This is a genomic window from Bacillus sp. NEAU-Y102 (assembly GCF_054788175.1).
This window is the reverse complement of the sequence record NZ_JBTWFK010000003.1, coordinates 281,174-306,420: the sequence shown is the minus strand read 5'-3', so window position 1 is coordinate 306,420 and position 25,247 is coordinate 281,174. Positions and strand designations below refer to the sequence as shown.

Below are 25,247 nucleotides of genomic sequence, written 5' to 3'. Positions count from 1 at the left end.
CGTTTTTTCTCATATATAACTTGAGAGGGAGCTCTTTACAGGAGGTCGCTTTTTCTTTTTGGAAAAAATCACTTTGTGGTATGATATAAGTTATGTGTAAAAGAGAGAAGGAGGAATGTACGTGAGTCAGACAGTGGAAACATTATTTTCTATTTTTGATTCTTCTGCGGTAGTTTTACGTAAAGAATTAGATGTGACATATTTAGAGGCGCTTGTAGAAACAGGTGATAACTTGTTTGAGGGAGCGATTTTACAAGAGGAATTATCCGAATCGGCAATTGAAAGGCTGAATCGTGAATATAGTACGTTTAATGAAGAAACATATAAAGGTGAAGAAATTCGTAAAGCATTTCAGTTAGCCATCTTAAAAGGAATGAAAGAAGGCGTACAAGCGAATCATGAAATGACGCCTGATGCAGTTGGGATGTTCATGAGTTACTTATTCCATAAATTTATGCAAGGTCAAAACGAAATTACAGTTTTAGATCCTGCAATTGGAACAGGAAATTTAATGACTACAGTGTTTAATAGCGCCAAAGAAGGACTAACAATGAGTGGATTTGGTGTGGAAGTGGATGAAGTGCTAATTAAACTTGCTTTAGTAAATGCAAATTTACAGAAGCATGCAATCGAATTCTTCCATCAAGATGGACTAGCACCACTTTATATCGATCCAGTTGATGCAGTCGTTTCAGACTTACCGATTGGTTACTATCCAAACGAAATCGGTGCCAGTGAATATAAATTAAAAGCAGATGAAGGAATGTCGTATGCTCATCACTTATTTATTGAACAAAGTGTGAAACATACGAAAGAGGGCGGGTACTTATTCTTCTTAGTACCAAACTTCATTTTTGAAAGTGACCAGGCACCAAAATTACATGCATTTATTAAAGAAACATGCTTTATTCAAGGGTTATTACAGCTACCTGTTTCCATGTTTAAAAACGAGAAAAATGCAAAAAGTATATTTGTTCTCCAAAAGAAAGGCTCTAATGTAACAATGCCAAAACAGGCGTTATTAGTGGAGTTGCCTAAATTCTCTAACATGAAGGCGATGGAGAACATTATGGATCAATTAAATACTTGGTTTGCAACACATAAATAAAGCTGGGTATATGTAACAGAGTTAGTGATTCATGTAGTACAGTTTTATATAATATGTCATATTTTTAAATATATACTAGATTTAACTGAATTTTTTTGAAATCTGTAATATATATTTTTTCTTGGTGTTACAATTTTTTCACTTGAAATATATGTCGGACGATGTTTAAATTAAAATCGTGAGTATAAAATTTGCTAATGATGAAACGTTTTCATATTTAGTAAATTTGATTAGATAAAATCGAGCGGTTTGTGGAAACATCCACACAACTACCAAGAGAAAAAGGGGCGAAAGACTAGATGTCAAAAATCATCGCGATTAACGCAGGAAGCTCTTCCTTAAAATTCCAATTATTTGAAATGCCAAGTGAAACAGTATTAACAAAAGGTTTAGTAGAACGTATCGGTTTAGAAGATAGTATCTTCACTATTACTGTAGATGGCGAAAAACAAAAAGAAATTACAAACATCCCAGATCACGCAGTAGCAGTTAATATGCTTCTTAAAAAATTAACTGAAAACGGAATCGTTAAATCTCTAGATGAGATTGGCGGTATCGGTCACCGTGTTGTTCACGGCGGCGAAAAATTTGCTGACTCTGTTTTAATTACTGATGAAGTATTAGCTGATATCGAAGAATTAAGCGATTTAGCACCACTTCATAACCCAGCAAACGTTGTTGGTATTAAAGCATTCCGAGAAGTATTACCAAACGTACCAGCAGTAGCAGTATTCGATACAGCATTCCACCAAACAATGCCGGAATCTGCATTCCTATACAGCTTACCATATGAGTACTATGAAAAATTCGGCATCCGTAAATACGGTTTCCACGGAACTTCTCATAAATATGTAACTGAGCGTGCGGCTGAATTATTAGGTCGTCCAATTGAAAGCTTAAGCTTACTTTCTTGTCACTTAGGTAACGGTGCAAGTATCGCAGCAGTAGAAGGCGGTAAATCTATCGATACTTCTATGGGCTTCACTCCACTTGCTGGTGTAACAATGGGTACACGTTCTGGTAACCTTGACCCTGCGTTAATTCCATACATCATGGAAAAAACAGGCCAAACAGTAGAAGAAGTAGTTAACGTATTAAACAAGAAGAGTGGTATGTTAGGTCTTACTGGTTACTCTAGTGACCTACGTGACATCATTGCGAAAGAAGAAGAAGGCGACCACCGTGCGAAAGTAGCACTTGATGTATTCGTAAGCCGTATCCACAAATACATCGGTTCTTACACAGCTCGTATGAAAGGTGTAGACGCAATCATCTTTACAGCTGGTGTAGGTGAAAACAGTGCGATTATTCGTGAGCGCGTATTAGAAGGCCTTGAGTACATGGGCGTATACTTCGATGTAAAACGTAATAACGTATTCGGTGAAGAAGCATTCATCAGCTTCCCACACTCTCCAGTAAAAATTATCGTAATTCCAACTGACGAAGAAGTTATGATTGCTCGTGACGTACTACGTCTTGGAGATATTGGTTAATATATAAAAAGAAAGACGAGATCCTATAGGATTTCGTCTTTTTTCTTTTGGATGTATTTTAAAATTCCATCCGGATATAATACTTTTTCTTTCTGAATGAATGCCTTAATAGGAATCCATTTCGCATACGTTACTGCTTGCTCATCTTGTATATTTAATATTTCCATTTCATATAGTGAGGTGTCTAATAAACGCAAAGAATATAGTTGAATGATTTCATGACCAATGCCCCCATCTAGATGAAAGACATTTTCTAAGCAACCTAAATAATTGGTGATTTCTATCTCCGTATGAAGCTCTTCTTTAAACTCCCGAATAACAGTATGTGCTGATTTTTCACCAAGTTCAATGGAACCGCCAAGAGGACGATAATATGTTTCGCCTTCTGTATAATATTCTTGTACGAGAAGGCGATCTTGATGTACAGCAAGACCGAAAGCTTTTGCACGTGGATACATAATAGAATCACTCCTTATTTGTTTTGTATAAGGAAGATTATAATGTATGGTGTGATAAAAGTATTCTGTATTTAAGTGTGCGGTCTAACTGTAATTCCATCAAATAAGTCTTTCCAAAATGCTTCATTGTATTGGTATACATCCATAATCGGGCATTTCATAACGCAAGTATGTTGTAATCCCCAATCTTCTTGAGTGATAGTTGGTATATCGGCAGGAATTAGTAACAGGACAGAGAATGTATGTGTAATTATTTGAGATGAAATTTGTTCTAGGGAACATGCTTCTTCGTATGTTCCTCCAGTTCGAATAAATAATATGGATTCTGCCGTTTCAATTGTAGTTAGAAAACGATTAGTTCGATGTTCGTAGTTTAACTTAATTTCTGTATAAGAAGGCCAAGTAGTTGGTGTGTTTACATCTGTTTTAAAGTCATGACAGGAGTCAATTTCATAAAGGTTGTCCCTTCATCTTAATTTTGCATCATCATCCCAAAATGAGATGAAGGATAAATTTTCTTAATTTAAAAAGCGGTCAAATCGATTTTGGAATAATAAATTTACTTTCGCTAATGAAGGACTTAGCATAAAATCAATAACACCAAAAAATGGTGATAATTCTAATTGATATAATGCCCAAGTAGGCCAGCAGTTTTTTCCTAAGCTGAATTCTGCGTTATAATTTTGTTTTAGATTGGATAGATTCATGTGAAGCATCTCATCCTTTTTGCTATTATTTTATGTCGCTTATAAAGGGTATGTGAAAAGAGATATACAAGCATATTTGTAAAGAATAAGCAGAAATATGTTACAATAGAAAAAAATCGAACGAGGTGGTTGTTACGATGCGATCGAAGCGAGAACAAGCCATTTTAGACAATATAAAAGAATGGGAAGCGCAATTAGTTGAGCAAGAAGCGACCGATTTTCAAAAAGTGTTTGATAAATGGTTACATACTACAGTTGCGAAATTACCTGAGAAAAAGCGAAAAGAATTCTTCACGAAAGCAGATGGATGGCTCTTTCATTTGCATGCATTTATTCAAAGTTCACAAGCACAGTTAGATGCACGTAATCGGATTTTAGGAACATCAAGATTATTTGATGAATCGATTGAACAGCTTGAAGATTTGAAAGCATTATCTATTGATCAATTAACATACATAGCAGAGCAGCAAACAGCACGTCATCGTCTATATTCATTTGTACAAGGCGGGGCAACAGGTGCTGGAGGTTTATTATTATTAACGGCGGATTTTCCGGTTATGATCGCGTTAAATGTGAAGGCAGTCCAACTTATTGCCACATCATTTGGACATGATGTGAACAAGCCGTATGAAATGATGCTTGCGTTAAAGGTGTTTCATGCGTCATTACTACCAGGAAGACTTCAGCAATACGCATGGTACAATTTATTGCAAGAGCTGGAACAAGAAGATTCGTTCTTCTACGAAGGAGACGAAGCAGTGTTGCAAACAGCTTCTACTGAGGTTGTGTTAAAACAAATTTTGAAGACATTTTCGATTTATGCTCTTCGTCGTAAATTATTCCAAGGTATACCGGTAATTGGAATGGCAATTGGATCTACAGTGAATTATCGTTTAACAAGAAACGTTACTGAATTTGCAAATAGATTTTATCAAGTGCGCCATATAGTGGAGAAAGAAAAAAGAGCATAAAAAAAGCGAGAGGCCGAAGCCTTTCGCTTTTTTAATTTGTTGCATGTTTTTTGGACATTGGAACAGATACTGGCTGCTTTTCTGCTGTTTTTTCTGTTTTTGGATAATAAATTAAATCCAATGTTTTTGCCTGTACGGCAATCGAAAGAATAGTAAAAGCAATTTCTGTCCAACTTAAATAATATAATGAAAGCGCAAGAACAATCGCGTCAAAGACGAAGAAAATTTGCCCAATTGTAAAACGAGTTCGTTTACTTAATACAATTGTTAAAATATCGTCTCCACCGGTTGCACCGCCAAATCGCAATATAAAACCGAGTCCAATACCAGCTAACGCACCGCCAACTATTGCAGCTATAAATAAATTATTTGATAAATCTACCGTAAATGGAGAATAATTTTCCATTAAGGAATAAAATAATCCGAATGAAATAGAACCTAAGAATGAATAGCCAACCATTTTTCTACCCAAAAATGAAGCACACAGTAAAATAATTGGGATATCCATTAATACAGTTGAAATAGATGGTGAAATATCATAAAAGTTTTGAATGAATAGTGCAATTCCGACAAAGCCACCTTCTGTTAAGTGGTTTTGGAAGTGAATGTGATATAGCGCTGCTGCTAAAATAAATGAACCGATTAAAACCATAAAAATTTCTTTAATAATTTGCCGACTTTGGATGTTCCTCATCGTTATTCCTTCTTTCCGTAGTTAGTAGTCCTTTTTGTGTTGTAAACTAACTACGAGCTCACATGTAGCTTTCAGTTAGTTTACGAAAAAACTAACTACGCTATATGTCGCTGAAGAAATAACGAATAATCCTCTCGTCCATCAATTCTCCCTACCTTCGTTTTAGTTTAAGTCTTAAAACGACTAAACAAAACGTGGAGTAGGATTCGTCATTTAGCAATCCTGCTCTTCTTTGTTTTGTTTAGTTAGTAACAATTAAGTCCTAAACAAAACGCTATGTGTAAGAAGAGTCTTTTTTTTGCCAAATTATCCTTCGGGCAATCATAATTTCCCCACTCTCGTATTTTTTTCGCTAGACTAAAGTATCTGAGCTGAAAAATACGCTACGTGTATGATTCGTCAATACGATGCCACATGCTCCTTCGAGCGATCATGATATCAAAATCCCTTCCTTCAAGATTTATACTATTATATCATACTTTTAAAAAATGTATGCGGATGGAAACCGACAATAAACGGAGGGAATCTACAAAAAATGTTATGTTTAAATATTTTTGTAGCAAAGCCTAAGTTATTTCAGAGGATTGGACAGTTTGTAACGGTTTGTCCAATAAGTAAGAAAAAAAGGGTTTTATTCCGTTGTGTTCTTTTCATCACTTTTATCTTTAAAAAATGCATCCCAACTAATTACACTTAAAAAAGTTAAAGCGATAATAACGAAAGCACGCATAAGCTTTAGACCTCCTTTTGTACATAGTATATGAATCATTCGATTCGAAATGTGTCATTTTTTTACAACTCTTAACTATTATGAGAGTATATTAATATAGATAGATGAAGGGGAGAGTGAAGATATGCTAAAAGACATGTTCAAAAGAAAAGAATTAATATGCGTTTCATGTCAGAAAAAAATTCAATATGAAGAAGAACTTGTTGCTTTTGTAAAGTTGCCGAAAGAAAGAAGTATATTAGTTGGTCCATTTGATGTGTGTTTGGCGAAAACAGCACAAGAGATATATTGTAAATCATGTTACGACAAAAAAGCATGACCCAAAGTAATTGAGGGGCATGCTTTTTTCATTGGTGTGCTTTCCCCTCAGATACATTTTGAGTGAGTCGATACCAAAGCCAAAGGTCATTAATGATGGAAGCAAGATCGGCAATTTCTGAATTTAGTTTACAAGAAACTTCGAAGTCTTCTTCGTTATTTAAATGATGTTGTTTTGTATTAATATAGTGCTCAAGTTCTTTTATACGATCAGGAATTTTCCCGCGAATTTGTTCCCATTTTAGTAAAATAGCATGCTGCATTTTTTCGGGGATATCTTCCCAATCTTCTTGTAAATGCGGAATTTCAATTCCTAGATGATTATCGTATAAGAAATACTTTTCCATAAGTTCACCCCCGTTTTCCTGCTTATATTGTACAGAAAAACAGAAAGAAGTTCGACGAAATTGTTTGAAAAAATTTGAAAATGACTCTTGATACATTTTGTAAAAGGTGTTAAAGTTTGAATTATTATAAAAGAAAATGAATATTTATTCTTTAGGGGGATGCAAAATGGAGAAGAAAAAAGTTGTATTAGCATATTCCGGAGGTCTTGATACTTCCGTTGCAATTAAATGGTTACAAGAGAAGAATTATGATGTTATCGCACTTTGTTTAGATTTAGGGGAAGGAAAAGACTTAGGGTTTGTGAAAGAAAAGGCACTTTCAGTTGGTGCAATTAAATCATATATGGTGGATGTCCAAGAAGAATTTGCGAATGAATATGCATTGATGGCGATGCAAGCACACACATTATACGAAGGGAAATACCCTCTTGTCTCTGCATTATCTCGTCCGCTTATTGCGAAGAAATTAGTAGAAATCGCAGAACAAGAAGGTGCAACTGCAGTTGCACATGGATGTACAGGAAAGGGAAATGACCAAGTTCGTTTTGAAGTTTCTATCCAAGCATTAAATCCTTACTTAGAAGTGATTGCGCCTGTACGTGAATGGAAGTGGTCACGTGAAGAAGAAATTGCATATGCAAAAGAAAACGATGTACCAATTCCGATTCATTTAGATAGCCCGTTTTCAATCGATCAAAACTTATGGGGACGCAGCAACGAATGTGGAATTTTAGAAGATCCATGGGCAGCACCACCAGAAGAGGCATATGAGATGACATTAGCATTAGAAGATACACCGAATAAACCAGAGTTTGTAGAAATCGGATTTGAAGCAGGTGTACCGACGACTTTGAATGGTACTGCATATTCACTTGCAGAATTAATTAAAACGTTAAATGCACTTGCTGGAAAACATGGCGTTGGACGTATCGATCACGTAGAAAATCGTCTTGTCGGTATTAAATCTCGTGAAGTATACGAATGCCCAGCAGCAATGACGTTAATCACTGCACATAAAGAGTTGGAAGATTTAACACACGTAAAAGAAGTAGCACATTTTAAACCAGTGATTGAACAGAAAATAACAGAACTTATTTATAACGGTTTATGGTTCTCTCCTTTAAAACAAGCGCTTCATGCATTTTTACAAGAAACGCAAAAGAATGTAACAGGTACAGTGCGTGTAAAATTATTTAAAGGTCATGCGATTGTAGAAGGACGTAAATCTGAATACTCTTTATACGATGAAAAATTAGCAACATATACTGCTCAAGATGAATTTAATCATGATGCAGCAGTTGGATTTATTTCATTATTTGGTTTACCGACGAAAGTATACAGCCAAGTGAATCAAAAGAAGGTGGAAGCGTGAGCAAACTTTGGGGCGGACGTTTTACGGAAGAAGCGGAAGCGTGGGTTGAAGAGTTTGGAGCATCCATCTCCTTCGATCAACAATTAGTAAATCAAGATATAAAGGGAAGTATTGCACACGTAACGATGCTAGCAAAGCAAGGCATCGTTACGAAAGAAGAAGCCGAGAAAATCGAGGTAGGTCTTCAATATTTATTAGAAGAAGCGAAGCAAAATAAATTGCATTTTTCGGTCGAAGCGGAAGATATTCATTTAAACATTGAAAAAATGTTAATTGAACAAATCGGTGAAGTAGGAGGGAAACTTCATACAGGACGAAGCCGTAATGATCAAGTAGCGACTGATATGCATTTATATTTGAAAGAAAAAGTAGAACATATTATAAAAGCTACAAAACAATTGCAAACTGTTCTTGTTCATCAAGCAGAAAATAATATTGAAACCATTATGCCTGGTTATACGCATTTGCAGCGTGCGCAGCCAATTTCATTTGCTCATCATATTCTCGCTTACTTTTGGATGTTAGAGCGTGATGTGAATCGTTATGAAGATTCATTAAAGCGCATTAACATTTCACCATTAGGAGCAGGAGCATTAGCTGGGACAACATTCCCGATTGACCGAGAATATAGTGCGGAGCTTCTTGGATTTAATGGAATCTATGAAAATAGTTTAGATGCAGTAAGCGATCGTGATTTCATACTGGAGTTCCTAAGTAACTCATCTATGCTCATGTTGCACTTATCACGCTTTTGCGAAGAACTTATTTTATGGAGTAGCCAAGAGTTTCAATTTATTGAAATGAGCGATCAATACGCAACGGGAAGCAGCATTATGCCACAAAAGAAAAATCCGGATATGGCGGAATTAATTCGTGGTAAAACAGGCAGAGTGTACGGTAATTTATTTAGTTTACTTACAGTCATGAAAGGATTACCGCTCGCTTACAATAAAGACTTACAAGAAGATAAAGAAGGAATGTTTGATACAGTAAAAACAGTAGAAGGATGCCTTCATATTATGGCAGGCATGCTAGAAACGATGACTGTCAACAAAGAAAAGATGGGGCAAGCTGTAACGCAAGATTTCTCAAACGCAACAGAAATTGCCGACTATTTAGCAAGTAAAGGACTACCATTCCGTCAAGCTCATGAAATTGTCGGGAAGCTAGTGCTACACTGCACACAAAAAGGAATTTACTTAGTAGATGTACCACTTGCAACATATAAAGAAATGAGCTCATTATTTGAAGAAGATTTGTATGAAGTTCTTTCACCATATGCAGCTGTAAAGCGTCGTAACAGTGCTGGCGGGACAGGGTTTGAGCAAATTGAAAAAGCTTTGGAGAAGGCGAAAGGATTAGTTGGAGAGTTTGTTGGAAGTTGATTTATAGGGCAGAAGGTACGCGAATCTTAGTAGAGAGAAGCGTACCTTTTTTGTGATTTTTATAACTTAAAGTTAATCATACTTATGTCGATCTTCCGTAATTCGAATATACTCAATATCCATCAAATCTCTAAGTAATGCACCATTACTTAGTTCCACACCATGTTTTTCTTTAAAATGTGTACGGAGTGTATCTAACATTTCGAGCTCTTTCCCGTTCACATCTAAAATAATACGTTCAGAATCATTCATATAGCATCCTCCTTTTTTAACATATATATTTTGTCCGTCTATTTCTAAAAAATGTATGTTAACCTAAAGTTAGGAAATAAGAAAGGAATGGAAAATGAGACGTATTTATCCCGCATTAACGGGCAGTAAGACCCCCACCTCAAAATTTAGCGAGAGCAAAGAAGTTAGGTGGGGATCAACTGCCCGTAAAAGCCCGATTGGTTCAACTAATAATCAGTGGGGGATGAACAAAACCCCCCACTGATTAAAGTTTCACTTTATTTTATAGGGCTAATTTTGTACACGCTAATTGTATTGTATGTTGCATTCCCAAACGTATTTTCATTTGGAAATGTAGAAACAGTACATGTTGCGATATTTATTTTTTCTCTATTTCTAGTAGATTGCTGTATTTCAATATGGCTTTCGAAAAGAAAACATGTACAAGATAAAAAAGAAATGGAACGGAAAAAGAGAAAACGTTCATTTTGGATGATGACGTACTGTTTGTCTTTAGTGCTTACTGCTGCTTTTTTTAGTGAGCATATTCCATTAGAAAGATTAAATATTGGATTTGGAGCGTTCGTATTCGCATACTATTTTTTTATGCACTTTCTTCCTTATATGAAAGAAAAGCGAGGAGAAGAGGAAAATCCGCTTGTAGAAGAAGCGAAAGAACAAGAGCATAAGAGAATAGAAGGGGATATAAAGAAACTTGGAGAACAAAAATGGTATTTAAAATCAAAAATCATATATGTTCTTTGTTTCATTACGCCGCCAATTGGCTATTTGTCCGTCTTCTTACTTCGTAAAAAAATGACAGAAGATGCAAAGCAAGCATACTTAACGGTTGCGACGATTATGATGGCATTATGGTCTTTGAAGTTTCTTCCTCCCTATGTATTAGCAATTACTGTTGTTATTGTGGCTTGTCTTGTATTTATAGTGAAATATGTGAAATGAAAAACACCAAGCCCATGTGGACTTGGTGTTTTATCTATAAATTAAAGATCACCTTGCTCCTCATCACCACGAACAACAAGGACATCGCATTTCGCATAGCGAATAATATGTTCAGAGACGCTACCGATTAGGAAGCGTTCAACAGCATTTAAACCAGTCGCACCACACATAATTAAATCTACTTTATGGTTTGGAGCGATTTCTTTTGAAATTTTAGATTTAGGGTTACCAAATTCTAATACAGTTTCAATTTTTTCAAGACCAGCTTCAAGCGCAGTTTTTTTGTAGTCTTCTAATAAGTCTTCTGCAAATAGATTTGCACGTTCAGCAATTGCACGGCTATAAGCCTCTACTGCTGAGTACGCTTTTACATCAACGATATGAGCGATTGTTAATGTTGCATTGTTGCGCTTTGCGACTTGAATTGCTTTTTTAAAGGCTTTTTCTGCTTCTTTAGAACCATCCACCGCGATTAAAATATTTGTATATGTATTATTCATAGTAAATTCCTCCCAATCTGTTTTATAACTGTTTACAACTTAATTATAAAACAAATTTTGGTAACGTGCTTGCCAGAAACGTTACAGAATTTTGAAAACTCTGTTTCAATTCATTTTAGTTGTAATTGGAGCGAGAACTTGTTACATATGAAGTATAGCAATTTAAAAGGAGGCATGTTTGTGAGACACGCGCTCATTACAGCCGGTACGAAAGGTTTAGGAAAGCAAGTAACAGAAAAGTTATTGGCTAAAGGATATTCAGTAACAGTAACGTATCATAGCGATATCACGGCTATGGAAAAGTTGAAAGAAACATATAAAAATATGGAAGAGCGTCTACAATTCGTGCAAGCGGATGTCACGAAAAAGGAAGATTTACATAAAATAGTAGAAGAAGCGATAAGCCGTTTTGGCAAAATTGATTTCTTAATTAATAATGCTGGTCCATATGTATTTGAACGAAAAAAGTTAGTTGATTATGAAGAAGATGAATGGAATGAAATGATTCAGGGAAATTTAACAGCGGTATTTCATTTATTAAAACTTGTCGTTCCGGTCATGAGAAAACAGAGCTTTGGCCGTATTATTAATTACGGATTTCAAGGGGCGGATAGTGCACCGGGATGGATTTATCGTTCAGCTTTTGCAGCGGCCAAAGTAGGACTTGTTTCATTAACGAAAACAGTTGCTTATGAAGAAGCGGAGTATGGTATTACTGCGAACATGGTATGTCCTGGTGATATTATTGGCGATATGAAAGAGGCAACTATTCAAGAAGCACGTCAGCTAAAAGAGCATAACACACCGATTGGTAGATCTGGAACAGGTGAAGATATTGCAAGAACCATTTCGTTTTTATGTGAGGACGATTCCGATATGATTACCGGTACAATTATTGAAGTGACTGGTGCAGTGGATGTTATTCATAGACATCGATAGAATAAAATAAGATGAAGTTTCAAATAATTGGACAGTTTATCCATTGTGCTGAGAGGTGCGGATAATACTGTCTTTTAATATAAAATTAAATCTATCGGAAAACTTGTATTATTTTTTTGTCAAATATTGAGATATTATGTTAAAATATAAGAGCGTAGAAAGCGCTTTAAAAAATGATTCAGGGGTCATTTCATAACTCAAGGGGGAACTAATCATGCGTATCGGTATTCCAACAGAAATTAAAAACAATGAAAACCGTGTGGCAATGACGCCAGCGGGAGCAGTACATTTAGTACAAAATGGTCATGAAGTTTTTGTTCAAAAAGGAGCAGGTTTAGGATCTGGTTTTACGGATGAAGAATACGTACAAGCTGGTGCGAAACTTGTAGAAACTGCTGAAGAAGCATGGAATCAAGATATGGTTATGAAGGTAAAAGAGCCAGTAGCAAGTGAATACGGCTATTTCCGTGAAGGTTTAATTTTATTCACATACTTACACTTAGCTCCAGAACCAGAATTAACGAAAGCATTAATCGATAACAAAGTTGCATCAATTGCATACGAAACAGTACAATTAGACAATCGTTCTTTACCATTACTTGCACCTATGAGTGAAGTAGCTGGTCGTATGTCTGCACAAATCGGTGCACAATTCCTTGAGAAAAACAAAGGCGGTAAAGGTATTTTACTTGCAGGCGTTCCAGGGGTAAAACGCGGCAAAGTAACAATCATCGGCGGTGGTCAAGCTGGTACAAATGCAGCTAAGATTGCAGTAGGTTTAGGTGCAGATGTAACAATCATTGACTTAAGTGCAGAACGTCTTCGTCAATTAGATGATATTTTCGGTAACCAAGTAAAAACATTAATGTCTAATCCATACAACATTGCAGAAGCTGTTAAAGAATCTGACCTTGTTATTGGAGCAGTATTAATTCCAGGTGCAAAAGCGCCAAAACTTGTAACTGAAGAAATGATTCAATCAATGGAACCAGGTTCTGTCGTTGTAGATATTGCGATTGACCAAGGTGGTATTTTCGAAACAACTGATCGTATTACAACTCATGACAACCCAACTTACGAAAAACATGGCGTTGTTCATTATGCAGTTGCTAATATGCCAGGTGCGGTTCCACGTACGTCAACTCTTGCATTAACAAACGTAACAGTACCATATGCAGTACAAATTGCTAACAAAGGCTATAAAGATGCTTGCCTAGGCAACTCTGCATTATTAAAAGGTATTAACACATTAGATGGATATGTAACATTCGAAGCAGTTGCAGAAGCTCACGGCTTACAATACGCTGATGCGAAAGAGTTACTTGAAAAAGCTCCTGCTTTATCATAATAGAAATACATTTGAGACCTTCCTTTTCATAAGGAGGGTCTTTTTTATATGGGGAAATAACATGTGAATAATTGTTATTTATTGGTGTAAATCGATTTTTATTATGATAATTTAGAATTATATAATAAAAGAGGGGATTCAATGGGGAGTAAAAAAAGGAAGCAAAAGCAAGCTAAAAGACAAAAGTACATAAAGAAAAAACAGGAACAGAACATACCTTTTTCACAAAAAGTAGTCATTATGATAGAAAAAACATTCCGGTATATTTGTATGGCTCTGTATGTAATTTTGTGTATGTATTCATTTGGAGTGTTTTACAGTTTTGGGATAACTCCCAATATTATTGAGAGCATTCTAGAATTTATACTTGTTGTAATAGAATTAGCCTTATTCGTTATACTCTTTGCTACAGTATGGCCTAGTCATGAAAGTAAAAAAGATAGAAAAAGAAGCAAAAAATCTTCATACGCTTCAAGCTCATCAAGTGGATTCGGTCACTACAGTAGCAGTGATTGTAGTAGCTCAAGTGATGGTGGAGATTAAGTTAATTTTTCAGAAGAACGACTAACGAAAGGATGGGATGAAATATGGAAACTGTGAACTTAATAGAATTAACAAAAGACATTCAAGATCAACATAAAAACTTCGTCGTTTCAAATATAAACAGTCATTGTTTACGAATCGCTGTATTTACTGGTGAATATGATTGGCACTATCATTCTAATTCGGATGAATTATTTATTGTGCTAGAGGGAGAATTACTTATTGATTTTGAAGATGGAGAAACAGCGGTTTTAAAGCCAAATAATTCTATTTTAATTCCAGCATGTACGATTCATAGAACAAGAGCATTAAAGAGAACGGTAAATCTTTGTTTTGAACATATAGAGGCTGATACGATTAAAGTGGAGCAATTATGAAAAAATTATCTGTAGCCGATTATAGAAAAGTTCTTCCGGTTTTAGAAGGTAATACAAGAACGACGACGTTTGCTTATGCGGTATGTGATCAAATGATAGATGGTGAGGTTTTTATAAACGGGCAATTAACAGCAGGATTAATTATTACAGCTAATGGTATCTATTATTTATTTGGTGATACGGATGATCAAAATTATAACGAAGAGTTATTTTCATATTTAAAAACGGCTATTGAAAAAACAGAGAAGAGATTTACACTGTTCACTTCGAGTGAAGAGTGGGAAATGATGATAGAAGAGCGTTTTAGTAATGTACTTCGGAACATCCCGCGAATGAAATTTCAAAGCGTAACCTTTGAAGAGAGTCAACGAGATTTTAACAAAAATACATATGAAGTGAAGCGTATTGATAGAAGAGATATAGAGCGCAGCAGTGAATTTAAAGAGGAGTACTACAAAGAGTATTGGGGATCAAAAGAAACGTTTTTGAACAGTGGTTTTGGATTTTGTATAGAACAAGATGGGATAATTGTAGCTGAATGTGTCTCAATATTTAACGGGAATGGTTTTGCTGAAATAGATATTGCAACACATGAAGCGCATCAAGGGAAAGGATTAGCTCAAGCTGTTGCGACAAGGTTCATTGAACATTGCATGCAAAATGACATTATACCGAGCTGGGATTGTTATGTAGACAATATTCCTTCGCGAAAATTAGCTAGTAAATTAAGTTTTTATCATCCAATAGAATATAGTTTGTTTGTACGTAAGAAAACGGGGGAATAAAAATGAATGTAGAATTAACAAGATTTAAAGTTAAGCCTGGTAAGAGTCATCGAGTAGATGAATGGATGCAGCTTCTTAATGACAATTTGAAAGAAGTGCTTTTGACATTAAACGACGAAAAAATGTACGTTGAGACAATTTTCCGGGAAATAAGAGATGGAGAAGAGTACTTATATTGGTATTCTGTGCAAGGAGAAGGTGGTATTTTTGTCGAAAATTCGCATCATGAAATTGATAAAAAGCACTTAGCATTTTGGTATGAATGTATCGATGAAGAAGCACCGTCTATTGATATGAAAACAGAAGTTGTTATGATTCAAGATGTTGTGAAGGAAGCGATGAAATAATAGATTGTTATTTTATAACCGTAAAATGATCTTCTTTTTTGTTGGAATATATATTATTGGAGATGCTGTAGGATGAAAATTAGTAATAAATATATCACTCTCGGTGAAATAGAAATAATAAGAGAACCTTTAAATAAATTACATGAATATCATAATAATAAATCAAAACATTTTTCTGGTGATTATCCAAGAATGACATTTGAGGAACGTATTGAAAATTATAAACAGAATTCAAATTACGGAGAATATAGAATTGAATTATTAGTTGAGGCGGAAACAGATGATATATTAGGGTTTTGTATAGCGTATAGTAAAAGTGTAAGCGGAAAGATTGAAGTTTTATTCGTTGATGAAAAATACCGAAGAAACGGATTTGGCTTAAAATTAATGAATAGTGCAGTGGAATGGTTTAAAGCGAAGAAGATAGATGAAATTGAATTAACAGTAGTGTATGGAAATGAAGCTGTATCGTTTTATGAAAAGTTGGAGTTCTATCCTCGTTCAATTATTATGGCAACTAAGTCATAACGATAGTATGGGGAGAGAGGAGTGGGAGTTTTTGCTTCAAAAAAATGATTCATATTTTACTAAAATATATGTGAAAAGCGCATCAAAATGGATGTGCTTTTTATTATGAAAAAATTTATAAAAGCTGCATTTGAATATCTTTAAGTGAAAATAAAGAGGGATATCGAGAATATTTTAGGATAAACTATAAAGTGAAACTTTAATCAGTGGAGTGGTTCATCCCCCACTGATTATCAGCCCTCACCAATCGGGCTTTTACGGGCAGTCCGCCCCCCACCTAATTTCTTTGCTTCCGCTGAATTTTGATGTGAGGTCTTACTGCCCGTTAATGCGGGATAAAGAAATAAAAAACACCAAACCAAAAGACTTACCAATATACGGTATAGTCGTAACAGGAAAAACAGAGGATTTACAAAGTTTACAAGGGTCACCGTATATTAAGGCTGCTGTAAGAGGTGTAACAGTTGAGAAATATTGATTACAAGTAATTAATGTGAATAATCAGAAAATTTATGTTATAATATGGGAAAAGGAGGTTTATATGAGGCAAATACATGGAGCAATTTATATTTACATAACAATGTTTTTCGTGGCGATATCCTATGGATTGGGGCACGTGTATTCGCATCCTATACTAACTTTTTTAAGTGGAGCATGTATGGCGTTTGCGCTTCTTGTCCACCTTTTCTCAGTTTGGATCGTGAAATTTCAATTAAATATTAGTGAAATAGAAGAAGGCACTTTTTGAGTGGCCTTCTTTTTTAATAATATTTTGGAAGCTCTTGTAGCAATTTTTCAATTTCGTATTCAGTTTCTTTACATATAGACATTGTACGTAATCTGAAAAATAAGCTACGTAAGAAAGATTTTGTATTTCCATATAGAAACTCGTACGATTCAATAGGTAGTACTTGTTTTTGGACCGGTAATTGAGCTGCTAAGTCACGAAGGGCTAATATGAGTATTTCTTCTTTTAGGTCATTTTGCAGCATTGCGACAATCGGATAAACGAGACGCTCGTCTTCTTCATATTTGTAGTAGATAGAATGGACAAAAACTTTGTTTAACAAAGTTTTTAATATCTCTTCGTAATGTAAAGTTTCTAGTTTAGGATTATGAACAAGCGCCTCAAATGTATCGGAAGCATGAGCGATACTATGTGCCCAGCCGTGGTCTGGAACATATCCGCGGAAATCATGTTCATTGTTCATATATAGAATTAATTGATCTTTTACATTTGAAATATCAGTTTGTGATAAGAAATTATGATTTGTATCTGCATCTATAATGAGCGCAATTAATAAGGTGGTAAATGCGCGAGTAAATACAGCATCTTCGTCATCTGAATGAATTTTATACAATAAATATTTTTCACCGATGCTTTCTAATAATAGTTTCTGTAATTGTGTGTGTGAAAGGTAGTCCTTCTTGATGAGATGATAAAAAGTAGAGTAGATGAGTTTGTCCCTTAAATAGCTATCAGTATCGCCAATATGTTCAAGCATATTAGAACTTAAAGAATCAATGTTAAGTGTGTTATCCAGTATGTAATTATTATTACGAATTTCTTCTAATTGTTGTTGTAACATATAAACCCTCCTATTTTAGAAAATTCTGTATTTAAATAGTATAATAAAAGGAAGGAATAGGCAATGAAGTGAAACTTTAATCAGTGGGGGATTCCCCACCTAACTTCTTTGCTTTCACCGAATTTTGATGTGGGGATCTTACTGTCCGTTAATACGGGATAAATAAGTGTTTTTGAATGGAGGGGGCATTATGAAGAGAGCATTATTCTTTTTCATTAGTATTTTCTTTTTAGGGAGTTGTTCGATTTGGTATGTTACTTTTTCTAGCGAGGGCAAAAGTTGGACGGGACAATATAAGGGCCATATTAAGGACGACAGTGAAGATGGAGTGTTTACGTTTCAGTACAAAGGCGGAGATGGGAATACAGAATTTAAAAATTTAGAGATTGCTATTAATGGAGCCTTTAGCACAATGACACAAACGTCAGAAAATCATAAAGGAGCAAAGATTGAAATGAAATCATCTTGTGTAAGTTGTGCGCCTTTATCTAAAGATGAACCGATAGAGGTTTTGATTAAATGGGATGATAAGTATGAGGAGAAGATGGTGTTAAATTTGAAATAGCCTAGAGTAAGGAGTTAAAAATGAATAGGCATATGAAAAAATTAATGTTTATAAGTGTATTTCTAATCATATTATCAGCTTGCACTACAAAACAAGTAGAGGTAAAAAAAGTACCTAAAGAAGGGTATATCATATTAAGAAATGACACGGTGTTTTTTGCCGATGATAAAACGTTTGAAACAAAAGTAGAGTTGCAACATTATATAGAACAACAAATGAATAAAGAGCATCCATCACATATAGTCTTGAGCTTTAAGGACAAAGACGCATATAAACAGTTAAAAACAGGGGATAAAATAAAAGTATGGTTTTCTCAAATACTTGAAAGTTATCCAGCAAAAATGATTGTAGAGAAATTTGAAATAGTAGAGAAATAGAAAAAGGCAGCAACCAAGCTGCCTTTTTTGTTATTTTACAAATTGTAATTCTTTCGGGAACTTCGTTAAAATTTCTGATCCGTCTTTTGTGATGTAAATATCATCTTCAATACGAACGCCACCTACGTTTGGTACGTAAATACCTGGCTCGATTGTGAAGACCATACCTTCTTTTAATGGAGACTCGTTGCCAGCTTTTACATCTGGATATTCGTGTACGCTAATTCCAAGTCCGTGACCAAGGCGGTGCGGGAAGAAGTCACCGTAACCTGCATCTGCGATAACAGAACGAGCAGCGTTGTCGATTGCGCCAAGTGTAACACCTGGTTTACATGCTTCAACTGCTTGTAGTTGTCCAGCAAGTACAGTGTTGTAAATGCGAGTTTGTTCTTCAGAAATCTCGCCGAATGCTACTGTACGTGTAATATCAGAGCAATAACCTTCAATGATTACACCTAAATCAAATAGTACGAAATCACCGCGCTTCATTTTGTTTGCACCAGGAATACCGTGTGGAAGAGCAGAGTTTGCACCCGCTAATACCATCGTATCAAATGACATTTTATGTATGCCTTTTGTTTTTAATTCGTGTTCAATAATTGCTAATACTTCTAGCTCGCTACGGTTTTCTTTAATTGCATTTACACCAACTTCAACAGCGTAGTCCGCCATTTTAGCTGCTTCGCGTAAAATAGAAAGTTCTTTTTCATCTTTAATTAAACGAAGTTCGCGAACTTTTTCCTCAGCTGATTTGAAAGCTGCATTTGGGAATAATTTCGTTAATTCTTCGTAGCGCTCTACGTTTAAATGTTCTTTTTCAATTGCAACTGCATTTGCATTGATGCCGCGGTCTTTAATTGCTTTTGCAATCATATCCCATGGTCTGTCAGTATCAGTAAATCCGATAATTTCATGTGCCCAGCCAGCGTTACGTGCTTGACCTTCTTCCATTTTAGGACAAATTAAAATAGGTTCTTTTTCTTGGAATACAAACATACCAAGTAATCTTTCATGCGGTTCACAGTAGAAGTTCGTCATGTAGAAGACGTTCGGTGTAGAAGTTAAGAACGCAGCTTCTACGTTTTTTTCTTTTAGCCATTGCATTAAATTTTCTAATCTAGCATTCATCGATTGGCACCCCCGAGATATTTAATTACAAATATAACTTTAACTCGGAAGAAAGCGTTATGACAAGTAAATAGATGTTAGAAAAGACAGGGAATAGAGAAATCATGTAGAATAAAAAGTGAGAATGTGAATAGGGGAGGAATGTAATAATGAAAGTATCTTATCATGGACATTCAGTTGTGAAAATTGAGGCGAATGGAAAAGTTATTTTAATTGACCCGTTTTTAACAGGTAATCCGAAAACAGATTTAAAAGCTGAAGATGTAAAAGTGGATGCAATCCTTTTATCGCATGGACACGGTGATCATGTTGGAGATACAGTAGAACTTGCGAAGAAAAATAATGCAGTTGTTGTAGCGCCATTTGAACTAGCAACATTTTTAAGTTGGCAAGGTGTAAATACACATCCGATGCATATTGGTGGTTCACATGAATTTGACTTTGGAAAAGTGAAGTTTACACAAGCATTCCACGGCTCTAGTTATATTGATGAAGCAAATAAGACGATTACATATACAGGTATGCCAGCAGGTATTTTATTTACAGCAGAAGAGAAAACAGTGTACCACGCAGGAGATACTGCACTATTCTCTGATATGAAGTTAATTGGGGAATTAAATAAAGTTGATCTAGCATTTTTACCAATTGGTGATAATTTCACAATGGGACCAGAAGATGCTGTACTAGCGGCAAAATGGATTAATTCGAAAACTGTTGTACCGATGCATTACAATACGTTCCCAGTTATTGAACAAGATCCATATCAATTTGTAGAAAAGCTACAAAATTGTACAGGGAAAGTATTAGAAGCTGGAGAAAGTATTACACTATAGAAAAGAAACCCTTCATTTGAAAAGAAAAGTGAAGGGTTTTTTACGTGTGTAGGACAGCTTTTAATGCTTGTATTTGTTTTGGTGATTCTTTTCTTTTTGTACGTGGTTGTTCAGGTGTTTCATTCAATTCCATTGCAACTTTTTTCCCATCTACGAAAGCTAAAAATATAGCACCTACAACCTCTAAAAATTTTTTCATCATGTGTACGCTCCTTTGTTTTATTTCTTGTCTTCATTGTATAGGGAATCAAGTGGGCGAACTATCGAATGAGATGACAATAGCATTACATTGTTGTAATAGAATGACTGGTGGAATGTAAGGGTCATTTTGTTATAAAAAAAATAGTACAGGTATGCAAAGAGAGAGTGTAACAGTTTTGAAAATATAGTATACTGAAAGTACAACACATGAAGAATTTAGGGAAAAGAAAGTATGGTGAAACCATTTGGCTACCAAGCATAACCAAATTTTAGAACATATTAATAGCCTGCCAGTAGGCCATAAAATTTCTGTAAGACAAATTGCGAAAGATTTGAGTGTAAGTGAAGGGACAGCTTACCGTGCAATTAAAGATGCAGAAAATAAAGGATATGTTAGTACAATTGAACGTGTCGGAACAATTCGAATTGAACAAAAGAAGAAAGAAAATATCGAAAAACTGACATATGCAGAAGTCGTTAACATTGTCGACGGTCAAGTACTTGGAGGCAGAGAAGGACTACATAAAACATTAAATAAATTTGTAATCGGAGCTATGAAATTAGAAGCGATGATGCGCTATACAGAAGCTGGGAATTTACTCATTATTGGTAACCGTACGAATGCACATCAATTAGCGCTAGAAACTGGAGCCGCTGTATTAATTACGGGTGGATTTGATACGGAAGATCATGTGAAGAAATTAGCAGACGAATTAAAGCTGCCGATTATTTCAAGTAGCTACGATACATTTACGGTCGCAACGTTAATTAACCGTGCAATTTATGATCAACTGATTAAGAAAGAAATTGTACTTGTTGAGGATATTTTAACACCAATTGAAGAAACGTTATATTTAAAGCCACATGATACAGTACAGCAATGGCATGCATATAACGAAGAGACAATGCACGGAAGATATCCAATTGTCGATGAAAATAAAAAAGTGCTAGGAATCGTAACTTCAAAAGACATGATCGGTGTAGCGAAAGAAACACCAATTGATAAAGTAATGACAAAACACCCAATTACAGTGAATGGTAAAATGTCTGTCGCAGCTGCGGCACGTATGATGGTGTGGGAAGGAATTGAATTACTTCCTGTCGTTGAGGAAGGAAATAAACTGCAAGGTATCATTAGCCGTCAAGATGTACTTCAGGCACTGCAAATGATTCAACGTCAGCCACAAGTTGGAGAAACAATTGATGATATCGTAACGAATCAATTTATGACGCCAAAAGAAGCGAAAAATGAGCATCTATATCAATTTTCGGTGACGCCGCAAATGACGAATTCAATCGGAACGTTATCGTACGGTGTATTTGCAACAATTGTGACAGAAGCGACAAATCGCGTCATTCGTGCGCAAAAGAAAAGCGATTTAATTGTTGAAAACTTAACAATTTATTTCGTGAAGCCGGTTCAAATTGATAATGTTGTATCCGTTCATCCGAAAGTATTAGAAATCGGGCGTAAATTTGGTAAGGTCGATGTAGAGGTGCATCATGAAGGTAATGTCGTTGGAAAAGCATTACTTATGGTTCAGTTAATTGATAAATAAAAAGATGGAACAAATCGTTTTGATTTGTTCCATTTTTTTTTGTTGTTTTAAATTTGAAAGGCATGATTTTAGATGAGAGTTTTAGTGAAATATGTATGGGATGGAGTGGAAAAGTAACACGACAAAAGACAGAATAGTAATTTAATTTTGGTGTATATTGTGTTATGATTATATTGTAAGAAAATGGATTTCTGGAAGGTGGTATACATTATGTCGTCAGCCGTACTCTTTTTTGGTAGTATCGCACTATTTTACTTTCTTGTAATGATACCGATCCAATATTTATATTTACAAGGTTTACATGAAAAAAAGGAAAAGACAGGATTATCTCAGCGAGAGCTATATGAAAAAATGTCTTTTGGAGAAGAACAATTACATTTTCACGTACAAGGTAACCCATTTAATATACCATCTGCGTTTGTTGCATATATGATTTTGAAAGTTAAGGGTCGTAAAAAAGCATCACAATATTGATGCTTTTTTTATGTTGCTTCATAGACTTCGGCTTCTTTAACTGCTAATGGTAAGAAGTGTTTGTATTGGCGAAACCCATTAAATACACTTGCACTACCAAATAGAACGAATAAAATACCAACGATAATACGAGCGGTTGAAAGTTCTAAAAAGAATTGGTTTACCCCGAAAAATAAAACGAATGAACCGAGTGCCATTGCGGATTTTCCTGAGAGCCAACCTTTTTCCATTGGGCGGTTTGTACGAAAGTATTTTGTTTTGTAAAAGAGGTACAACATAAATGAGACGATAATACAGAAGACTAATACTGGCATAATGAACACTCCCATCGCTTTGTGAAAAATAATAGAAAAGAAAAAGAAATATCTAAACTTTCTAACTTCTATTATAAAGCAATTGTTCGCATGTATGAAATACTTTCCGTTATAATGGAGGATAAAGTGAAGAAGTTGATTAAAAAGGAGATTATACATATGCATGAGCAAATTTTAGGAGCAATTAAAGAGTTTGATACAATTATTATTCATCGCCACGTGCGTCCGGACCCAGATGCATTAGGTTCACAGGGTGGCCTTGGTACAATTCTACAAGGATCGTTTCCAGAGAAAAATATTTATACGGTTGGGTACAATGAACCGTCGTTAGCGTACTTAAGAGTAATGGATGATATTGAAGATAGTGTATACGAAAATGCGCTTGTTATCGTTTGTGATACTGCGAATCAAGAACGTGTTGATGATCAACGCTATACAAAAGGGAAAATGTTAATTAAAATTGATCATCATCCAAATGAAGATCCATATGGAGATATTACGTGGGTAGATACGGCAGCGAGTTCTACAAGTGAAATGATTTATGAGTTTTACACGTATGGAAAAGATAAAGGATTAAAAATAACAAAAGAAGCAGCTCGCCTTATTTTAGCTGGAATTGTTGGGGACACAGGTCGTTTCTTATTCCCGAATACAACAGCAAAAACACTTCGTTACGTAAGTGAGCTTGTTGATATGGGTGTGAAATTCACAGATTTATACAATGAAATGTATAAGACAAAAGAAAAAATTGCTCGTTTAAACGGTTATATTTTACAAAACTTTACGATGGTAGAAGAAGGAGCAGCTTACATTAAATTAACGAAAGAAGTATTAGAAGAGTTTGATGTACTTTCTTCTGAAGCATCTGGTGTTGTTGGAGCACTTGGCAATATTGATGGATTAAAGGCGTGGGTTCTATTTTTAGAGGAAGACGACGTAATTCGTGTTCGTCTTCGTTCAAAAGGACCAGTTATAAACAAATTAGCAATGCAATATAACGGTGGAGGACACCCGATGGCTTCTGGTGCGAAGGCATCTTCTTGGGAAGAAGCGGATCGTCTTTTTGCTGATTTACGTGAGATTTGTAAATAAGAGATTATATGTTAGAACGAAAAGAAGGAGCGGCGCTAAAGCCCTCCTTCTTTATTTTTCTTTCTCTATAGTAATGCTAATTTCAAGCACTGTATCAAAAGATATTGTATCGACTTTAAAACGGTATAGCCGATCGTAATGTTTGTACGTCTTGTTTTCGATTACCTTTTTGAGTAGGTCTTTATTTTTTGCGATACTTTGAATGTTTTTCGTTAAAAGATGCTGGAGATCATTATGGATAGATGTAGTCATATTTTCGAGTGTAAGATTGTCTAAATCGTATTTTTCTCGATTGATAAGTTTTATTTTAATCTCTTGAATGGTTAAGAGCCGTTTATTTTCAGTGTTCAATTTTTCTTGATCTTCGAGAAGGACGTGGAGTTTTGCTTCTTGTTTTTCTATAATTTCTCTTTGTTCTGCTATTTTACTAGCTTGTTCTTCTTGAAAAACACCGTATATGTACAAAAAAATAAACCAGCTCAACACGCCTCCAACAGCAGCACCAGCTAATACTAAGTACCATCTTTTTGCTGTATTGGCACTTGGTACTCTCATACATGTTCCTGCGTTAGCCATTTAATAATAATGAGACCTGTTTGCATACCACCAGTTGCGAAAAAAATAAGGAGAATTTGTTTTACGATATCTTTCATATCTCCGCCAAAGAAACTTCTTTCAAAGCTATAAAAGGTATCGAATGTTCCGCCGATTGCTGCAACGAGTGCCCAAATTCTTAAATTTTGGGCGAATTGATTAATGTAAGTTAGAGCTGGTTTTCCGATAAGAAACGCACCAAATCCACCAATTAATGAACCGCCAAGTATAACCCCAAAGGCAATAAAATAACTAATAATAAGCAGAGAGAAAAAAGTATGTTCTCTTACATCCATCGTCATTCCCCTTTCTTCTTCATATATATGGACAAAGTATAAGAAGTATGTTTTGATTTCCGCTTTCCTCATCACCTATAA

Annotated in this window: 32 protein-coding genes and 2 pseudogenes; 22 read left to right on the top strand and 12 right to left on the bottom strand. The window is 35.2% G+C overall.

Annotation, left to right across the window (positions count from 1 at the left end):
* The first annotated feature begins 121 nt into the window (after positions 1-121).
* Together ACYFX0_RS10950 and ackA are read left to right on the top strand one after the other, a co-directional pair.
* On the top strand, positions 122-1,108 hold the full coding sequence (locus ACYFX0_RS10950; RefSeq protein ID WP_000084365.1) for a class I SAM-dependent methyltransferase: 987 nt from the start codon (positions 122-124) through the stop codon (positions 1,106-1,108).
* A gap of 299 nt (positions 1,109-1,407) precedes the next feature.
* Positions 1,408-2,601 carry an acetate kinase gene (gene ackA / locus ACYFX0_RS10945; RefSeq protein ID WP_000034583.1) on the top strand — a complete coding sequence of 398 codons (1,194 nt, stop codon included), beginning with the start codon at positions 1,408-1,410 and terminating at the stop codon, positions 2,599-2,601.
* 23 nt (positions 2,602-2,624) lie between these two features.
* Here ackA and ACYFX0_RS10940 read toward each other — a convergent pair whose 3' ends face one another.
* Positions 2,625-3,059 (bottom strand): NUDIX hydrolase, encoded by a 435-nt coding sequence (locus tag ACYFX0_RS10940; protein WP_016077219.1) that lies wholly within the window; start codon positions 3,057-3,059, stop codon positions 2,625-2,627.
* Between the two features lie 71 nt (positions 3,060-3,130).
* A pseudogene (locus ACYFX0_RS10935) lies at positions 3,131-3,766 on the bottom strand (DUF1796 family putative cysteine peptidase).
* A 137-nt stretch (positions 3,767-3,903) separates the two neighbouring features.
* Between ACYFX0_RS10935 and ACYFX0_RS10930 the strand changes: the two are divergent.
* Positions 3,904-4,737: an EcsC family protein gene (locus ACYFX0_RS10930; protein WP_001256853.1), complete on the top strand. Its 834-nt coding sequence runs from the start codon at positions 3,904-3,906 to the stop codon at positions 4,735-4,737.
* Between the two features lie 31 nt (positions 4,738-4,768).
* Here the strand turns inward: ACYFX0_RS10930 and ACYFX0_RS10925 are convergent, their stop codons facing one another.
* A complete protein-coding gene (locus tag ACYFX0_RS10925; protein ID WP_016077220.1) occupies positions 4,769-5,431 on the bottom strand; it encodes a YitT family protein in 663 nt (220 codons plus the stop codon).
* A gap of 854 nt (positions 5,432-6,285) precedes the next feature.
* On the opposite strand from ACYFX0_RS10925, the gene ACYFX0_RS10920 reads away from it, so the two are divergent.
* Positions 6,286-6,480, top strand: coding sequence for a hypothetical protein (locus ACYFX0_RS10920; RefSeq protein ID WP_000910278.1), 195 nt, complete (start codon positions 6,286-6,288; stop codon positions 6,478-6,480).
* A 28-nt stretch (positions 6,481-6,508) separates the two neighbouring features.
* Here the strand turns inward: ACYFX0_RS10920 and ACYFX0_RS10915 are convergent, their stop codons facing one another.
* Positions 6,509-6,826, bottom strand: a complete 318-nt coding sequence (locus ACYFX0_RS10915; protein ID WP_000417222.1) for a hypothetical protein — start codon at positions 6,824-6,826, stop codon at positions 6,509-6,511.
* Positions 6,827-6,992: 166 nt separating this feature from the next.
* On the opposite strand from ACYFX0_RS10915, the gene ACYFX0_RS10910 reads away from it, so the two are divergent.
* Positions 6,993-8,198, top strand: a complete 1,206-nt coding sequence (locus tag ACYFX0_RS10910; RefSeq protein WP_000412339.1) for an argininosuccinate synthase — start codon at positions 6,993-6,995, stop codon at positions 8,196-8,198.
* Positions 8,195-9,583 carry an argininosuccinate lyase gene (gene argH / locus ACYFX0_RS10905; protein WP_460270455.1) on the top strand — a complete coding sequence of 463 codons (1,389 nt, stop codon included), beginning with the start codon at positions 8,195-8,197 and terminating at the stop codon, positions 9,581-9,583. Before ACYFX0_RS10910 ends, argH begins: the two co-directional genes overlap by 4 nt.
* A 72-nt stretch (positions 9,584-9,655) precedes the next feature.
* Here argH and ACYFX0_RS10900 read toward each other — a convergent pair whose 3' ends face one another.
* Positions 9,656-9,835 carry a hypothetical protein gene (locus ACYFX0_RS10900; RefSeq protein WP_000999985.1) on the bottom strand — a complete coding sequence of 60 codons (180 nt, stop codon included), beginning with the start codon at positions 9,833-9,835 and terminating at the stop codon, positions 9,656-9,658.
* A 243-nt stretch (positions 9,836-10,078) separates the two neighbouring features.
* Between ACYFX0_RS10900 and ACYFX0_RS10895 the strand changes: the two genes are divergently transcribed.
* Positions 10,079-10,777: a hypothetical protein gene (locus tag ACYFX0_RS10895; RefSeq protein WP_074790337.1), complete on the top strand. Its 699-nt coding sequence runs from the start codon at positions 10,079-10,081 to the stop codon at positions 10,775-10,777.
* A 41-nt stretch (positions 10,778-10,818) separates the two neighbouring features.
* Here ACYFX0_RS10895 and ACYFX0_RS10890 read toward each other — a convergent pair whose 3' ends face one another.
* Positions 10,819-11,277: a universal stress protein gene (locus tag ACYFX0_RS10890; RefSeq protein WP_001066672.1), complete on the bottom strand. Its 459-nt coding sequence runs from the start codon at positions 11,275-11,277 to the stop codon at positions 10,819-10,821.
* Between the two features lie 147 nt (positions 11,278-11,424).
* Between ACYFX0_RS10890 and ACYFX0_RS10885 the strand changes: the two genes are divergently transcribed.
* From ACYFX0_RS10885 to ACYFX0_RS10845, 9 genes and pseudogenes are all read left to right on the top strand, one after another.
* Complete coding sequence (locus tag ACYFX0_RS10885; RefSeq protein WP_003280286.1) at positions 11,425-12,216, top strand: SDR family oxidoreductase; 792 nt, start codon at positions 11,425-11,427, stop codon at positions 12,214-12,216.
* 214 nt (positions 12,217-12,430) lie between these two features.
* Positions 12,431-13,564, top strand: coding sequence for an alanine dehydrogenase (gene ald / locus ACYFX0_RS10880; protein WP_001219401.1), 1,134 nt, complete (start codon positions 12,431-12,433; stop codon positions 13,562-13,564).
* 141 nt (positions 13,565-13,705) lie between these two features.
* Positions 13,706-14,107, top strand: coding sequence for a hypothetical protein (locus ACYFX0_RS10875; RefSeq protein ID WP_017763649.1), 402 nt, complete (start codon positions 13,706-13,708; stop codon positions 14,105-14,107).
* 44 nt (positions 14,108-14,151) lie between these two features.
* On the top strand, positions 14,152-14,484 hold the full coding sequence (locus ACYFX0_RS10870; protein WP_000450934.1) for a cupin domain-containing protein: 333 nt from the start codon (positions 14,152-14,154) through the stop codon (positions 14,482-14,484).
* Complete coding sequence (locus ACYFX0_RS10865) at positions 14,481-15,269, top strand: GNAT family N-acetyltransferase (protein ID WP_000736717.1); 789 nt, start codon at positions 14,481-14,483, stop codon at positions 15,267-15,269. Before ACYFX0_RS10870 ends, ACYFX0_RS10865 begins: the two co-directional genes overlap by 4 nt.
* A gap of 2 nt (positions 15,270-15,271) precedes the next feature.
* Positions 15,272-15,616, top strand: a complete 345-nt coding sequence (locus ACYFX0_RS10860; RefSeq protein WP_001100204.1) for a DUF6176 family protein — start codon at positions 15,272-15,274, stop codon at positions 15,614-15,616.
* A 72-nt stretch (positions 15,617-15,688) separates the two neighbouring features.
* On the top strand, positions 15,689-16,144 hold the full coding sequence (locus tag ACYFX0_RS10855) for a GNAT family N-acetyltransferase (RefSeq protein WP_000703677.1): 456 nt from the start codon (positions 15,689-15,691) through the stop codon (positions 16,142-16,144).
* Positions 16,145-16,481: 337 nt separating this feature from the next.
* A pseudogene (locus tag ACYFX0_RS10850) lies at positions 16,482-16,622 on the top strand (anti sigma factor C-terminal domain-containing protein); the annotation flags it as partial.
* 63 nt (positions 16,623-16,685) lie between these two features.
* The gene (locus ACYFX0_RS10845) at positions 16,686-16,892 is read left to right on the top strand and encodes a hypothetical protein (protein WP_001248905.1); all 207 of its coding nucleotides are present in this window, start codon (positions 16,686-16,688) and stop codon (positions 16,890-16,892) included.
* 13 nt (positions 16,893-16,905) lie between these two features.
* On the opposite strand, the gene ACYFX0_RS10840 is transcribed toward ACYFX0_RS10845, so the two are convergent.
* Positions 16,906-17,733, bottom strand: coding sequence for a DUF2785 domain-containing protein (locus ACYFX0_RS10840; protein ID WP_000941471.1), 828 nt, complete (start codon positions 17,731-17,733; stop codon positions 16,906-16,908).
* 190 nt (positions 17,734-17,923) lie between these two features.
* Between ACYFX0_RS10840 and ACYFX0_RS10835 the strand changes: the two genes are divergently transcribed.
* The gene (locus ACYFX0_RS10835) at positions 17,924-18,298 is read left to right on the top strand and encodes a hypothetical protein (RefSeq protein WP_000816722.1); all 375 of its coding nucleotides are present in this window, start codon (positions 17,924-17,926) and stop codon (positions 18,296-18,298) included.
* Between the two features lie 20 nt (positions 18,299-18,318).
* Positions 18,319-18,675 carry a DUF3221 domain-containing protein gene (locus tag ACYFX0_RS10830; protein ID WP_001079383.1) on the top strand — a complete coding sequence of 119 codons (357 nt, stop codon included), beginning with the start codon at positions 18,319-18,321 and terminating at the stop codon, positions 18,673-18,675.
* 30 nt (positions 18,676-18,705) lie between these two features.
* Here the strand turns inward: ACYFX0_RS10830 and pepQ are convergent, their stop codons facing one another.
* Positions 18,706-19,803, bottom strand: a complete 1,098-nt coding sequence (gene pepQ, locus ACYFX0_RS10825) for a Xaa-Pro dipeptidase (RefSeq protein ID WP_000994053.1) — start codon at positions 19,801-19,803, stop codon at positions 18,706-18,708.
* A 149-nt stretch (positions 19,804-19,952) separates the two neighbouring features.
* Between pepQ and ACYFX0_RS10820 the strand changes: the two genes are divergently transcribed.
* Positions 19,953-20,636, top strand: a complete 684-nt coding sequence (locus ACYFX0_RS10820) for a metal-dependent hydrolase (RefSeq protein ID WP_000868923.1) — start codon at positions 19,953-19,955, stop codon at positions 20,634-20,636.
* Between the two features lie 40 nt (positions 20,637-20,676).
* On the opposite strand, the gene ACYFX0_RS10815 is transcribed toward ACYFX0_RS10820, so the two are convergent.
* Entirely contained in the window at positions 20,677-20,838 is a 162-nt protein-coding gene (locus ACYFX0_RS10815) for a hypothetical protein (RefSeq protein ID WP_000976014.1), read from the bottom strand.
* A 244-nt stretch (positions 20,839-21,082) separates the two neighbouring features.
* Between ACYFX0_RS10815 and ACYFX0_RS10810 the strand changes: the two genes are divergently transcribed.
* On the top strand, positions 21,083-22,396 hold the full coding sequence (locus tag ACYFX0_RS10810; RefSeq protein WP_000201579.1) for a CBS domain-containing protein: 1,314 nt from the start codon (positions 21,083-21,085) through the stop codon (positions 22,394-22,396).
* Between the two features lie 210 nt (positions 22,397-22,606).
* Positions 22,607-22,870, top strand: a complete 264-nt coding sequence (locus tag ACYFX0_RS10805) for a DUF3949 domain-containing protein (RefSeq protein ID WP_000093045.1) — start codon at positions 22,607-22,609, stop codon at positions 22,868-22,870.
* A gap of 8 nt (positions 22,871-22,878) precedes the next feature.
* Here the strand turns inward: ACYFX0_RS10805 and ACYFX0_RS10800 are convergent, their stop codons facing one another.
* Positions 22,879-23,184 (bottom strand): YtpI family protein, encoded by a 306-nt coding sequence (locus ACYFX0_RS10800; RefSeq protein WP_001144782.1) that lies wholly within the window; start codon positions 23,182-23,184, stop codon positions 22,879-22,881.
* A gap of 159 nt (positions 23,185-23,343) precedes the next feature.
* Here ACYFX0_RS10800 and ACYFX0_RS10795 point away from each other — a divergent pair, with 159 nt between their 5' ends.
* On the top strand, positions 23,344-24,276 hold the full coding sequence (locus tag ACYFX0_RS10795) for a DHH family phosphoesterase (protein ID WP_025989092.1): 933 nt from the start codon (positions 23,344-23,346) through the stop codon (positions 24,274-24,276).
* Positions 24,277-24,327: 51 nt separating this feature from the next.
* Here the strand turns inward: ACYFX0_RS10795 and ytrI are convergent, their stop codons facing one another.
* Complete coding sequence (gene ytrI, locus ACYFX0_RS10790) at positions 24,328-24,831, bottom strand: sporulation membrane protein YtrI (protein ID WP_001265736.1); 504 nt, start codon at positions 24,829-24,831, stop codon at positions 24,328-24,330.
* A complete protein-coding gene (locus ACYFX0_RS10785) occupies positions 24,828-25,241 on the bottom strand; it encodes a YtrH family sporulation protein (RefSeq protein WP_002005839.1) in 414 nt (137 codons plus the stop codon). The genes ytrI and ACYFX0_RS10785 overlap by 4 nt, the downstream gene beginning before the upstream one ends.
* Between the last annotated feature and the right edge of the window lie 6 nt (positions 25,242-25,247).